Here is a 13317-nt window from a genome sequence, read left to right as displayed (position 1 = left end):
GTCGCCCGTATCACTGGCTGATACATGTCCCGGCTGTCACTGCTGACCGTTAGCTTTCGCACGGTCACACAGAGGGAAGAACGACAGTACGGGCGCGGGGTGATCCGCGCGTGTGGAGGTGATGGAGTGACGGAAGCGCAGGACGGCGAGATCCCCGACGGGCTCAGCGCCGCGGAACTGGGCATGTGGCAGTCATTCCGGAACGGCACCACCTACGATCTGCGCGCGCACGATCCGGTGCGCGACGATCCGTTCGCCCCGCACAGCTGGGGTCCGGAGCGGAGCGTCGGTGCCCGGACGGTGGCGCGGCTCCTGCTCAGCGGGCCGGCGGCGCGGCCGGGGCGGGTGGCCGCGCTGAAGCTCCGGGGCGTCCGCATCACGGGGAAGCTGGACCTGGCGGGCGGGCACGTCTCGCCGTACGTGGAGCTGACGGGCTGCCGCTTCGAGCAGGAGGTGGTGCTGCCCGAGTGCCATTTCACGACGCTGCGGATGGTGGGCTGCGCGGTGCCGCGGCTGGACGCGGCCCGGCTGCACACGGAGGGCGATCTTCATCTGCCGCGCTGCCGGGTCGAGCGCGGGATCCGGCTCACCGACGCCCAGATCGGGACGGACCTGCTGATCAACCAGCTCCGTGTCGGCCCCGACCGCCGGGGCCGCGCCTTCGTGGGCGACGGGATGTCGGTGGCGCAGGACCTGCAGGCCGAGATGATCGAGACGCTGGGCGAGCTGAGCCTGCGCGGGGCGAAGGTCGGCGGCTCGCTGAGCCTGCGGGGCAGCCGGCTGCGGGCCACGGACGGGCGGCGGGCGCTGAACGCCCCGCAGCTGAGCGTGGAGCGCACGCTGTACATGACGGAGGCCTGGGTGAGCATCGACACGGGGAACCAGGGCACCACTCCCCCGTTCGGTGTCGCGCGCGGCGGCGGCCCGGCGCGCGGGACGCGTGCGCAGGCCTTCGAGTGCCGGGGCGCGGTGCGGCTCGACGACGGGCGGTTCGGTGACGCGGTGGACCTGCACAAGGCCCGGTTCGTGCTCGCCGACCGTGAGGAACTGTCGCTGCGCCGGATCGTCACCCCCGAGCTGCGGTTCAACGCCGAGCGGCCGCGGGAGGGCCGGGTCGTGCTGAACGGCGCGCGGGTCGTGACACTGATCGACGTGTCGGCCAGCTGGCCCGGGCCGGGCGGCCTGGCGATGGGCGGCTTCGTCTACGAGAACCTCGTCCCGTACGGGCACTTCCCACTGTCGAGGCGCCTGGAGTGGGTGCTGGCCGCGACCCCGGAGTACGTCCCGGAGCCGTACGAGCGGCTCGCCTCGGTGCTCCGCAGCTGCGGGGAGGACGCGGACGCCCGCGAGGTGCTGCTGGCCAAGCAGCGGCGGCGGCGCGAGACGCTGCCCCCGGCCGGGAGGATCTGGGGCTATCTCCAGGACTGGGCGGTGGCGTACGGCTACCGGCCGGGCCGGGCGCTGGTCTGGATGGCGGTGCTGTGGGCCGCGGGCGCGGTGGCCTTCTCGCAGTACCACCCGGAGTCGATCAAGGGGGACGAGCATCCGCAGTGGAATCCGTCGCTGTACGCGCTGGATCTGCTGGTGCCTGTGATCGATCTCGGGCAGGACGGGTACTGGCTCCTGGAGGGGGGCTGGCAGTGGGCGGCGGCGGCGCTCGTGCTGCTGGGGTGGATATTGGCCACGACGGTGGCGGCGGGCGCGTCCCGGCTCCTGCGGCGCGGCTGACCCGGGGTGGGCGTCCCCGTCCGCGCGCATCCCTGTCGGCACGGCGGTCGAAAGGCTTGCCGAGGCTCGGCAGGGCGGACGGGAACCGGCAGCGGGAAGGTCGGATTCGGGCCAGCTCCGGCCGCTTCCTTTGCCTTTTCTTGACCTTGTCCAGGGCAACCCTTCCACTCGCTACAGAAGCTTCACAGAGCCCCTCTGGCGCTGCCCCCACCTGGGCTTTTCAATGGTCTGCACCATGGCTTTCCTCCGTGCACTGCTGAGTTCCGCGCGCACGTTCCGGTACGGCCCCGGGCTGTCCGCCGGGCTGCCGGCGGACGACGCGGTGCTGCTCGACGCCCCCGACGAGTGGCTCTCCCCCGCGTTGGTGGCGGCGGCCCTGGGTGAGTTCGAACCCGCGGCCAAGCTCCTCGCCACCACCCGGGACGCGGCCGACTGGGAGACGCGCGACCGCGCCCTCGCGCGGCTGGTCGCCTTCGCACGCGGCCGCGACGGCTGGCTCACCGGCTGGCTGGCCGCCGCCCCGCGGGATCCGGACGCGCTGCTGGTCAAGGCCGCGCTGGCGGTGCGCCGCGCATGGGAGTCCCCCGCCCACTCCGAGCTGCTGCGCGAGGTGGGTCCGCTGATCACGGCGGCGACGGAGGCCGACCCCCGTGACCCGGTGCCGTGGCGGCTCGCACTCGACCACGCCCGCGGCACACACGCCCCGCACACGGTCTTCGAGTCGCTGTGGGAACAGGCGGTACGCCGCTGTCCCCACCACTACGGCACCCATGTCTCCGCGCTCCGGTACCTCTCGGCCGAGTGGTACGGCTCCCATCGCGAGTGCTTCGACTTCGCCGAGCGGGCCGCCGAGGACGCCGCCGGGGACTCCCTCGTGCAGGCGCTGCCCGTACGCGCGGCCTTCGCCCTGCTGCGGGACGAGAAGGCCGCCGCGCGGGCGAACTCCGTGCAGGCCGACCGGGTCGACGCCGCCGCCGACCTCGCGATCGGCCTCTCGGCCGGATTCCCCGCCGGTGACCCCTGGCCGGCGGAGGTCCGTAACCTCCTCGCCTACGTCCTGGCCGCACGGGGGCGCGCGGCCGAGGCGTTGGAGCAGTTCCGGCTGATCGGGCCGTGCGCCACCTCGTTCCCCTGGGCGTCGGTGACCGGGGACGCGCTCGGGGGATTCCTCGACGCACGGGCCGATGTCCGGCTCCGGGTGGCCTCTTCCACGCCCCTGTGCGGGAGGCCGGAGCACGGCGGGCCCCGCGGCCATTACGCTTGACCGCTGTGACCACCGCTCGCCTGCCCCTCTTCCCGCTGAACGCGGTGCTGTTCCCCGGCCTCGTGCTGCCGCTCAACGTCTTCGAGGAGCGTTATCGCGCCATGATGCGCGAGCTGCTCGAGATCGACGAGGACGAGCCGCGCCGCTTCGTGGTGGTCGCGATCCGCGACGGCCGCGAGACCGCCCCGACTGCGACCGGGATGCCGGACACCGTCGCCTCGGCGCCTCCCGTCGAACGGGCCCCTGCCGACGGCTTCGGCCCGGATCCCGTCCAGACCTTCCACCGGGTCGGCTGCGTCGCGGACGCGGCGAAGATCCGTGAGCGCGCCGACGGCAGCTACGAGGTCCTGGCGACCGGCACCACCCGGGTCCGCCTGCTCTCCGTCGACGCGAGCGGCCCGTTCCTGACCGCCGAGGTCGAGGAACTGCCCGAGGACCCCGGGGCCGCCGAGGGCGACGACACGGCCGGGGACGAGGCGGGTGCCCTGGCCGAGGGTGTGCTGCGCGCCTTCCGCAGCTACCAGAAGCGGCTCGCGGGTGCGAGCGAGCGTTCGCTGACGACCGGCGCCGACCTGCCGGACGACCCCTCCGTCGTCTCGTACCTGGTGGCCGCCGCCGCCGTGCTCGACATCCCGTCGAAGCAGCGGCTGCTCCAGGCCCCGGACACCGCGACCCGGCTGCGCGAGGAGCTGGCGCTCCTGCGCAAGGAGACCGCCGTCATCCGGCACCTGCCGTCGCTGCCCGCGGTCGACCTGACCCGCGACCCCACGCACCCCAACTGATCCGAGGACCTGCCCGGTGGCGAAGAAGTCCAGGAAGCAGCAGTCCGGCGGCACCCCGGCCACGGTCGCGCTGACCGCGGCCGGGACCGTGTTCACGGTGCACTCGTACGACCACGACCCCTCCTCGCCGTCCTACGGCGAGGAGGCGGCCGAGGCGCTCGGGGTGTCCGCCGACCGGGTGTTCAAGACCCTGGTGGCCGAGGTCGACGGCGAGCTGGTCGTCGCGGTCGTCCCGGTCGCGGGATCGCTGGACCTGAAGGCGCTGGCCTCGGCGGTGGGCGGCAAGCGGGCGGCCATGGCGGACCCGGCGGCGGCCGAGCGCACCACGGGGTACGTGAGGGGCGGCATCTCCCCCCTGGGACAGCGCAGACGCCTGCGTACGGTGCTGGACGAGTCGGCCGGTTCCCACGCCACGATCTGCGTGTCGGCGGGCCGTCGCGGGCTGGAGGTCGAGCTCTCCCCCTCCGACCTGGCGTCCCTGACGGAGGCGTCCCTGGCCCCGGTCGGCCGGGCCTAGCGGAGCCCCACGCGGGGTACGCACGGAATGCGGCAGCGGACACGTCCGTTGCCGCAGAGGTGAACGCGTTCTTCTCCGCTGTAGGCGACGGGCCGGGCGACCGCGCCTCCGCCCGCGAACGGCTGGACGCGGAACGCCGCGACACGGAGGCCCGTATCGCGGCGCTGCACAGTGATTTCGACGCGATCGTCGAGGCGAACGCGCTGGTGGCGGTCGACGACGAGCACGACCCGGAGGGATCGAGCACCGCCTTCGAGCGGGCTCACACCGCCTCGCTGCTGGCTCGTGCGCGGGACCACCTGGCAGAGGTGGACCGGGCGCTGGAGCGGCTGGAGCGGGGCGACTACGGCCGCTGCGAGCGGTGCGGTGAGCCGATCCCACCGGGCCGTCTGGAGGTGCGTCCGGCGGCGACGACCTGTGTGCGGTGCGCCGCGGGCGCGGGCCGCTGATCCTGGCCGCGCCGGGCCCGCGGGCACGTCCCTCAGTGCTTGAAGGTGTCCTTCGACTTCTCCTTGGTGTCCCGTCCCCTGCCCCGGGCCTCCAGCGCCGCGCCCTTGGCCGCGGTGGTCTCGTCACCCACCGCGTGGGCCACCTTGCGGACGGCCTTCCCGACGATCTGCTCGGTCTTGGCCTTGGTCTTCTCTCCGGCACTCATGTCGGTCCTTTCGTCGGTGCTCATCCACGCGCCTTCCCATGGCCACGCTGCGGAAACACACCACGGACAGCCGGCAGGAGGACACCGGCGGCGGAGACCGACGGGTCCGCGGAAGGACGCTACGCCCGGCCCCGGCCGGTCCCGTCCGCCGGCCCGTCCTCGGGCCCCTCGGCACGGCCGGGCGCCTGACTCCCGGCTGAACCGGGAGCAGGGCTCTCGACGGGATCGGGCGCCGGGCTCTCGGCTGCTCCCCCGGACGTCTGCCCGTACGCGCCGCCGGGCCCCGCGTCCTGCGCACCGTAGGGGAAGCCCCATTCCGGCTCGGGATCGCGCGGCCCGAACAGGGCCGTCAGCCCCAGGTGGACGATCATCGCCGCGATGGGCCAGGCCAGCACCGCCGCCCCGACCGCGTGCAGCTCCAGCGGCGCGTCGAAGGTGACACCCTTGCCGACCTCCTTGGCGTGGGCCACCACGTCGGACGTCGGCCCCAGCCAGATACCGAGCCCCCACGCCAGCAGCGAGCCGAGCAGCCCGCCCAGGGCGAGGCCCACCACCAGCGGGATGCCGCCGCGACGACGGAGGAGGAAGACCGCGACAGCCGAGACGAGGCCGAAGGCGAGTGCCAGCAGCACGAAGGTGCCGTCGGCACCGATGGCCTCCTCGCCCTCGCTGTTCTCCAGGAACACGGCGGCGTCGTCGGAGACGAGCGGTACGCGCGGCGCCAGCCACAGCCAGAGGAGCCCGAGGGCGACCCCCGCGACCGTCAGGACCGCGGCGATCAGCGCGCCCTGCCGGAGCTCCGTACGCCGCTCCTGCGCGTCCGGGTGGTCCTTGCCGGGCAGGACGTGCGACCCGGACGGCGGGGCCTGCCACGGGTCGTTCGGCTGGGGCTGGTGCGGCGGCGTCAACGGTGCGGTCACGGTGCCATCGTGCCAGGCCGCCGCGATCACTGCCTCACCGGACCGCCGCACGCCGGTACGCCCAGGTGGCCACGGCCAGCGAGAGCACACCGACCGCCGCGCACACCGCGAGGTCGAGGGCGACGACCGCCCAGTCGGGGTGGGCGTCGAAGGACCGGGACAGCGCCTCGACGCCGTAGGTCGAGGGAAGGAGGTCGCGTGCCCAACCGACGGGCCCGGGGAGCCGCTCGGCGGGCAGCACGCCCAGCAGCAGCGCGGCCGACATGCCCAGCTGCCCGAGCAGCGTCGCCAGCTCCGGCCGTGGCGCCAGCAGCCCCAGGGCGGCCCCCAGTCCGGAGAGCGCGGCTCCGGAGAGCGGGATGACGGCGACGAGCACCCACAGGTGCGTCATCGGAAGTCCGAACAGCGCGCTTCCGGCCACCGCCGTGACGATCGTGCCGGGCACGGTGAACGAGGCGTACGCTCCCGCCGCCCCCAGTACCACCGCGGCCGGCGGCACCGGCAGCGTCGCGTAGTGGTCGAGCCCGCCGCCCGCCCGGAGCTGGCCGAAGTACTGGGCGAGCAGGTTGAGCGCGACGAACGCCACGACCAGCACGCTGGAACCGGCCACCACGGCCCGCGCCTCCGAGCCGCCGTCGACGACCCCGCGCATCAGCACCATGATCCCGACGGACTGGAACGTCGCGACGAACAGCAGCGGGATCCGCGCGACCCGTGCCCGCGACAGCTGCGCCCGGTACACGGCGGCCAGCGACGGCAGCAGCCCGGCCCTCGGCGCGAGCGCCGCGGGGGTGGTGCGGGCGTGCCGTACGGCTGCGTCCGGGCCCGGGGCCCGGCCCTTCGGCGCCGTCTTCGCGGACTCCGTGGGAACGATGCTCGTCACCTGGCCGTGCTCCCGTTCGTCTCCGACACGTGTCCCGACACGTTCACCGTCCTGATCACGCCTTCACCAGTCCCTCGGTGGCCCTGGCCGCGTCGCCGCCGAGCGCCAGGTAGACGTCCTCCAGGCTGGGTGTGGCCAGCGTGAAGTCGTCGAGCGAGGAGAAGGCCGCCCCGCCGGTCACCGCGGCCACGGCGGCCCGCGCCTCGTCGGGTCCGAGGCGCAGGACCCACCTGCGCCCCGATTCCTGCGCGGACCCGCGGAGCGCGGCCACCTCAGGGACGTCCAGCGGTGCCCGCTCGCGCCACACCAGCTCGACCCGCACCTCGCCGGCCACCTGTTCCTTGAGCCCGGCCGGGGTGTCGCAGGCGATCACCCTGCCGCCCTCCATGACGGCCACCCGGTCCAGGACCGTCTCCGCCTCGATGACGTTGTGGGTCACGAGCAGCACGGTCGCCCCGTGTTCGGCCCGCCGCCGGTCGACGGCGGACCAGACGGAGCGCCGGGCGACGGGATCCATTCCGGTCGTCGGCTCGTCCAGCACCAGGACGGGGCGTTCACCGACCAGCGTCGCGGCGAAGCAGGCGAGCCGGCGCTGCCCTCCGGACAGTTTCTTGAGCGGACGCCCGGCGAGCCCGGTGAGCCCGAGCTCGTCCAGCACGTCGTCACGGGCGGCGCGGGCCTCCCGTACCGGCATACCTCTGAGGCGCCCGGTGGTCTCCGCGGCGAGCGACACGGTGAGTTCGTCGAGAGCGGTGGATTCCTGGCCGAGGTAGCCGATGAGCCGCGAGGCCCGCTCGGGGTGGCGCACGAGGTCGTGTCCCAGCACCTCGACGGTTCCGGAGTCGGGACGCATCAGGCCGGTCAGCTGGCGTACCAGGGTGGACTTGCCCGCGCCGTTGGGTCCGAGCAGTCCGAAGATCTCTCCGCGCCGGACGTCGAGGCGGACGCCGTCGGTGGCGCGCACCTCGGGGGTGGCGGGGCGGCCGCGTCGGCCGCGCACGGCGGGGTAGGTCTTGACCAGGTCACGCACCGCGCACACGGTGCCGGTCTCCGCCTGTGCTGCGCCCGTCGCCTGTGCTGTGCCCGTACTCACGAGGTACGAGACTACGGGGTCGGATGCCCCGTATTGCGTCCGGGGCAGCGCAGTGCGGCCCCGCTCACTCCCCCGCGGGGGCGTGCTCGGCGGCGGCCCGTACGTCGATCTCACGCCAGAACCCCGCCCGGATGGCATAGCGGTCGTGCTCGTCGATCTGGTCGTCCTTGTGCGCGAGCAGCCCGAAGCGTGCCGCGTACCTGAGGAGTTCGCCGTCGATGCGGTGCGGGATGCGGGGGTACATCGTGGACAGTTTCTGCAGGTGGACCGTCTCCGGAAGCCGTTCCATCCAACGCCGGGCGAAGACCTGGCCGACCTCGAAGGGGTCACCGCCGACGGTGGTGATGTCCTCCTCCCGGTCGGCCCAGCGCTGTTCGGCGCTGGTGAGCTGGGCGAGGGTCGGTAGGGAAGCGGTCTCGGCCGGCTCGCCGAGGGGGCCCTGGCGCTCCACCCAGCCCTTGTCGGACGACCAGCGCAGGGTCGCGTTGCCGACGGGCTGCGGGACGGGGTGCTGCGCGGTCTGTGTCCCGGGCGCGCGCAGGCTCGCCAGGTCCTTGGGGGTGGGCACGCCCTTGTGGCCGGGCCCCGGCTGCGGGTGGGCGGCGGCCTCGCCGGCCGGCGGGACGGTGGTGCCGTTGCGGGCTGCCGCGGCCTGCGCCTCCGACGCCCGCTCGGCGGAGGCGGCGAGGGCGGCCTCGGGCAGCGGCGCGGAGAGGATCGCGGCGATCTCGGGGCGCGGGACCGGCGGGGGCGGGCACACACCGCCCGTGTCCTTGGCCCGTACGGCCTTGGTGATCCAGGCGCGGTCGAGCACCCGTCGCTCGTCGGCCTCGGCGACCAGGTCCTCGGACTGGTTGTAGTCGCCGTCGGCGGCCTGGACGGCCCACAGGTGGACGGCGACGCCGTGTTCCTTGGCGGACATGAGGCCGGGCAGAAGATCGCCGTCGCCGGTCACGAGCACCACGTCCGAGCAGGCCCGGTTCCTTGCCAGTTCGGTCAGCTCGGCGTGCATGGCGGCGTCGACGCCCTTCTGGGCCCACCGCCCGTCACTGCGGGTGAGGGCGCCCAGCCGGACGGTCACCCGCGGCATGACCCGCAGCCTGCGGTGCTCGGGCTGCGGTACGCGGTCGGGGGCGCCGTCGAACCAGTAGATGCGCAGCAGGGGCTGTTCCGTGTCGGCCTCGGCGCGCTCGCGCAGGCCCTGGATCAGGGCGGCGTGGTCGACGGTGATGCGGGAACGGGCGGGCTCTCCGGCCAGCAGGCTCGCGGCTGCGCCCAGCAAGTAGCCGGCGTCCACCAGGACGACGCAACGGTCCACGCGTTCCACCCTCTTCCAATTCGGCGGCGGACCGGCGGGCCCGGACATGGGGGGTGGGTCCGCCGACCCGGGGTTCGCTCACTCAGGGTTTCCTTCGAGTCTGCCCGACGGCACCGGCCTTAAGGTCCGGAACTCGATCATCGGCGTGGCGGATCAGGAAACCGCGCATGATACCTCGCCTACTACACTCGGTAATGATCCAACATGCGGCCTTTATGGTGATATGTGAGTCTGACAGCGGTTCTGGACCCCCAGATCTCCCACAGGAGGCATCACGATGGCGAAGAACAAGAACCGCAAGCAGGGCAGCCAGCACGACCGCGCATCCGCCGCGGAGCGTGGCGCGGAGGAGGCCAAGTCGACGGCGTACGAGTCGCAGACGCAGTCGCAGTCGCAGGCCCAGGGCAGCCCGGCCGACGTCGCGCGCAAGCACCAGAAGCGCTTCGGCCACAACTGACGGTTCGCACGGCCGACAGGCCGAGAGGGGCGCCCCGCCGATCGGCGGGGCGCCCCTCTCGCGGGTCCGGGTCCGGGGGTCAGCCTGCCAGGCAGGACGGGCCGAGCAGCACCTTGAGGTCACCGAAGAGGGCGGGGTCCGGCTTGACGCGGTGCCGGTCCAGCCGGAGCACGGTGGTCTTGCGGGGGCCCTGGAGCCTGATGCGCACCTCGGTGTCGCCGCGGTGGTGGCTGAGGACCTCGCCGAGCCTGCTGACCATGGGCGGGGTGACCCTGACCGTGGGGATGGTCAGGACGACGGGCGCGTTGGACCCGGCGTTCGAGATGTCGGGGACCTGCATCTCCATGGCGACCAGGCGCGGCACGTCCTCGCGCTTGTCGAGGCGTCCCTTGACGAAGACGACGGTGTCCTCGACGAGCTGGGTGGAGACCAGCTGGTAGGTCGCGGGGAAGAACATGCACTCGATGGAGCCCGCCAGGTCCTCCACGGTGGCGATGGCCCAGGCGTTGCCCTGCTTGGTCATCTTGCGCTGGAGGCCGGAGATGATGCCGCCCACGGTGACGATCGCGCCGTCGGAGTGCTCGCCGCCGGTGAGCTGCGAGATCGCCGCGTCCGACTTGTCGGACAGGACGTGCTCCAGACCGAAGAGCGGGTGGTCGGAGACGTACAGGCCGAGCATCTCGCGTTCCTGCGCGAGCAGGTAGGACTTCTCCCACTCGATGTCGGAGAACTCGACGTCCAGGCCGAAGCCCGGCTCGTCGCTCGACTCGTCGCCCATGCCGCCGAAGAGGTCGAACTGCCCCTCGGCCTCCTTGCGCTTGACCTGCACCACGTTGTCGATCATCGGCTCGTGGTGGGCGACGAGCCCCTTGCGGGTGTGCCCCATCTCGTCGAAGGCGCCGGCCTTGATGAGCGACTCGACGGTGCGCTTGTTGCAGACGACCGCTTCGACCTTGTCGAGGAAGTCGGGGAAGGTGGAGTACTTCCCCTTGGCCTTGCGGCACCTGATGATCGAGTCGACCACGTTCGTCCCGACGTTGCGGACGGCGGTCAGCCCGAACAGGATCACGTCGTCGCCCTGGGCGGCGAAGTTCGGCTCGGACTCGTTGACGTTCGGCGGGAGCACCTTGATGCCCATGCGCCGGCACTCGTTGAGGTAGACCGCGGACTTGTCCTTGTCGTCCTTGACGGACGTCAGCAGGGCCGCCATGTACTCGGCCGGGTAGTTCGCCTTGAGGTAGGCGGTCCAGTAGGTGACCAGGCCGTACGCGGAGGAGTGCGCCTTGTTGAAGGCGTATCCGGCGAACGGGACCAGGACGTCCCAGAGGGCCTTGATCGCCGCGTCGGAGAAGCCGTTCTTCTTGGCGCCGGCCTCGAAGAGGACGAAGTTCTTCGCCAGCTCGTCGGCCTTCTTCTTGCCCATCACGCGGCGCAGGATGTCGGCCTCGCCGAGCGAGTAGCCGGCGACGATCTGGGCGGCCTTCTGCACCTGCTCCTGGTACACGATGAGGCCGTAGGTGAGGCCGAGGACCTCCTTGAGGGGCTCCTCGAGCTCCGGGTGGATCGGGGTGATCTCCTGCCGGGCGTTCTTGCGCTCGGCGTAGTTCGTGTGCGAGTTCATGCCCATCGGACCCGGCCGGTAGAGGGCCGAGACGGCGGAGATGTCCTCGAAGTTGTCGGGCTGCATCTGACGCAGGAGCGAGCGCATGGGGCCGCCGTCGAACTGGAACACCCCGAGCGTGTCACCGCGGCACAGCAGCTCGTACGTCTTGGGGTCGTCCAGGGGCAGGGAGAGCATCTCCAGGTCGACGCCCTTGTTGGCCTTCACCATCTTGATGGCGTCGTCCATGATCGTCAGGTTGCGCAGGCCCAGGAAGTCCATCTTGAGCAGGCCGAGCGACTCGCACTGGGGGTAGTCCCACTGCGTGATGGTCACGCCGTCGGTGTGCCGCACCCAGATCGGCGCGTGGTCGACGATCGGCTCGCTGGACATGATCACGCCGGCCGCGTGCACACCCATCTGCCGGACGAGGCCCTCCACGCCCTTGGCGGTGTCGATGACCTTCTGGACGTCGGGCTCGTTCTCGTACATCCCCCGGATCTCGCCCGCCTCGCTGTAGCGCGGGTGCTTCGGGTCGGTGATGCCGTTGAGGTCGATGCCCTTGCCGAGGACGTCGGCGGGCATGGCCTTGGTGAGCCGGTCGCCCATCGCGTAGGGGTAGCCCAGGACGCGCGCGGAGTCCTTGATCGCGTTCTTGGCCTTGATCTTGCCGTAGGTGCCGATCATGGCGACCTTGTCGGCGCCGTACTTCTCGGTGACGTACCGGATGACCTCGACGCGCCGGCGCTCGTCGAAGTCGATGTCGACGTCGGGCATGGAGACGCGCTCGGGGTTGAGGAAGCGCTCGAAGATCAGCCCGTGCGTGATCGGGTCGAGGTCGGTGATGCCCATGGCGTAGGCGACGATCGAACCGGCGGCGGAACCACGGCCGGGGCCCACCGCGATGCCGTTGTTCTTGGCCCACATGATGAAGTCGGCGACGACGAGGAAGTACCCCGGGAACCCCATCTGGATGATGATGTCCATCTCGTACTCGGCCTGCTTCTGCCGGTCCTCCGGGACGCCTCCGGGGTAGCGGCGGCCCATGCCGACCCGGACCTCCTCCTGGAACCAGGTGATCTCCGTGAAGCCCTCCGGGATGTCGAACTTCGGCATCAGGTCGCGCTTCTCGAACATGCCGGTCGTGTCGATCTGCTGCGCGACGAGGAGGGTGTTGGCGCAGCCCTCCTGCCAGGCGTCGGAGGAGTCGACGCCGTACATCTCGTCCGTGGTCTTGAGGTAGTAGCCCGTTCCGTCGAAGCGGAAGCGGTCGGGATCGGAGAGGTTCTTGCCGGTCTGGATGCAGAGCAGGGCGTCGTGCGCGGTCGCCTCGTTGGCGTACGTGTAGTGCGAGTCGTTCGTCACGAGCGGCGGGATGTCCAGCTTCCGGCCGATCTCCAGGAGCCCGTCGCGGACCCGGCGCTCGATCTCGATGCCGTGGTCCATCAGCTCCAGGAAGTACCGGCCCTCACCGAAGATGTCCTTGTAGTCGGAGGCCGCCTGCACCGCCTCGTCGAACTGCCCGAGCCGCAGCCGGGTCTGCACCTCGCCGGACGGGCACCCGGTGGAGGCGATGAGGCCCTCGGACCACTGGGAGATGGTCTCCTTGTCCATACGGGGCCACTTCTGCAGCCAGCCCTCGGCGTACGCGTCCGAGGAGAGCTTGAAGAGGTTGTGCAGCCCGGTGCTGTTGGCCGCCCAGATCGTCTTGTGCGTGTAACCACCGGAACCCGAGACGTCGTCCCGCTTCTGGTGCGGCTGGCCCCACTGGACCTTGCGCTTGTGCTTGCGCGACTCGGGGGCGACGTATGCCTCGATCCCGATGATCGGCGTCACCCCGGCCTTCTTCGCGGAGTGGAAGAAGTCGTACGCCCCGTGCAGGTTGCCGTGGTCGGTCATCGCGATGTGCGACATGCCCATGTCGTTGCACGCCTCGAACATGTCCTTGAGCCGCGCGGCACCGTCCAGCAGCGAGTACTGGGTGTGGACGTGCAGGTGCGTGAAGGGCGGCTTGCTCACGGCGCTGTGCCTCCGGGGCGGTCTTCAGGGCGGCGCTGAGCGCCTCGATGAGGGAGTGGTGGTCGGGCTGACGGACGGGGA

Annotated in this window: 12 protein-coding genes; 6 read left to right on the top strand and 6 right to left on the bottom strand. The window is 71.9% G+C overall.

Annotation, left to right across the window (positions count from 1 at the left end; translation table 11 throughout):
* Window positions 1-126: 126 nt before the first annotated feature.
* The 5 genes from P8A20_RS27445 to P8A20_RS27425 all read left to right on the top strand — a co-directional run bounded on the left by P8A20_RS27445 (window position 127) and on the right by P8A20_RS27425 (window position 4740).
* A complete protein-coding gene (locus P8A20_RS27445) occupies window positions 127-1728 on the top strand; it encodes an oxidoreductase (protein WP_147962964.1) in 1602 nt (533 codons plus the stop codon).
* 223 nt (window positions 1729-1951) lie between these two features.
* Window positions 1952-2992 carry a hypothetical protein gene (locus tag P8A20_RS27440; protein WP_147962965.1) on the top strand — a complete coding sequence of 347 codons (1041 nt, stop codon included), beginning with the start codon at window positions 1952-1954 and terminating at the stop codon, window positions 2990-2992.
* Window positions 2993-2997: 5 nt separating this feature from the next.
* On the top strand, window positions 2998-3774 hold the full coding sequence (locus P8A20_RS27435) for an LON peptidase substrate-binding domain-containing protein (RefSeq protein ID WP_147962966.1): 777 nt from the start codon (window positions 2998-3000) through the stop codon (window positions 3772-3774).
* Between the two features lie 16 nt (window positions 3775-3790).
* Window positions 3791-4291: a Cys-tRNA(Pro) deacylase gene (ybaK, locus tag P8A20_RS27430; RefSeq protein ID WP_306104407.1), complete on the top strand. Its 501-nt coding sequence runs from the start codon at window positions 3791-3793 to the stop codon at window positions 4289-4291.
* 59 nt (window positions 4292-4350) lie between these two features.
* The gene (locus P8A20_RS27425) at window positions 4351-4740 is read left to right on the top strand and encodes a TraR/DksA family transcriptional regulator (protein WP_147962968.1); all 390 of its coding nucleotides are present in this window, start codon (window positions 4351-4353) and stop codon (window positions 4738-4740) included.
* 32 nt (window positions 4741-4772) lie between these two features.
* Here the strand turns inward: P8A20_RS27425 and P8A20_RS27420 are convergent, their stop codons facing one another.
* The 5 genes from P8A20_RS27420 to P8A20_RS27400 form a co-directional block, all read right to left on the bottom strand.
* Window positions 4773-4970 carry a hypothetical protein gene (locus tag P8A20_RS27420; protein ID WP_147962969.1) on the bottom strand — a complete coding sequence of 66 codons (198 nt, stop codon included), beginning with the start codon at window positions 4968-4970 and terminating at the stop codon, window positions 4773-4775.
* A 95-nt stretch (window positions 4971-5065) separates the two neighbouring features.
* Entirely contained in the window at window positions 5066-5896 is an 831-nt protein-coding gene (locus P8A20_RS27415; RefSeq protein WP_306104406.1) for an ABC transporter permease, read from the bottom strand.
* A 4-nt stretch (window positions 5897-5900) separates the two neighbouring features.
* On the bottom strand, window positions 5901-6749 hold the full coding sequence (locus P8A20_RS27410; RefSeq protein ID WP_147962970.1) for an ABC transporter permease: 849 nt from the start codon (window positions 6747-6749) through the stop codon (window positions 5901-5903).
* Between the two features lie 55 nt (window positions 6750-6804).
* The gene (locus P8A20_RS27405; RefSeq protein WP_306105206.1) at window positions 6805-7788 is read right to left on the bottom strand and encodes an ABC transporter ATP-binding protein; all 984 of its coding nucleotides are present in this window, start codon (window positions 7786-7788) and stop codon (window positions 6805-6807) included.
* 118 nt (window positions 7789-7906) lie between these two features.
* Window positions 7907-9169, bottom strand: coding sequence for an NYN domain-containing protein (locus tag P8A20_RS27400; RefSeq protein WP_147962971.1), 1263 nt, complete (start codon window positions 9167-9169; stop codon window positions 7907-7909).
* Between the two features lie 268 nt (window positions 9170-9437).
* On the opposite strand from P8A20_RS27400, the gene P8A20_RS27395 reads away from it, so the two are divergent.
* Entirely contained in the window at window positions 9438-9617 is a 180-nt protein-coding gene (locus P8A20_RS27395) for a hypothetical protein (RefSeq protein WP_147962972.1), read from the top strand.
* 79 nt (window positions 9618-9696) lie between these two features.
* Here the strand turns inward: P8A20_RS27395 and dnaE are convergent, their stop codons facing one another.
* Window positions 9697-13236, bottom strand: a complete 3540-nt coding sequence (dnaE, locus tag P8A20_RS27390; protein WP_147962973.1) for a DNA polymerase III subunit alpha — start codon at window positions 13234-13236, stop codon at window positions 9697-9699.
* Window positions 13237-13317 lie beyond the last annotated feature (81 nt).

This window comes from Streptomyces sp. Alt3, from assembly GCF_030719215.1.
GTDB lineage: Bacteria > Actinomycetota > Actinomycetes > Streptomycetales > Streptomycetaceae > Streptomyces > Streptomyces glycanivorans.
Note: the sequence above shows the minus strand (reverse complement) of the source record. Positions and strands in the feature narration are given on the sequence as shown.

Coding starts and splice junctions, on each gene's coding strand:
- P8A20_RS27440 (WP_147962965.1), top strand. CDS start 1,952: ATGGTCTGCACCATGGCTTTCCTCCGTGCACTGCTGAGTTCCGCGCGC.
- P8A20_RS27420 (WP_147962969.1), bottom strand. CDS start 4,970: ATGAGCACCGACGAAAGGACCGACATGAGTGCCGGAGAGAAGACCAAG.
- P8A20_RS27395 (WP_147962972.1), top strand. CDS start 9,438: ATGGCGAAGAACAAGAACCGCAAGCAGGGCAGCCAGCACGACCGCGCA.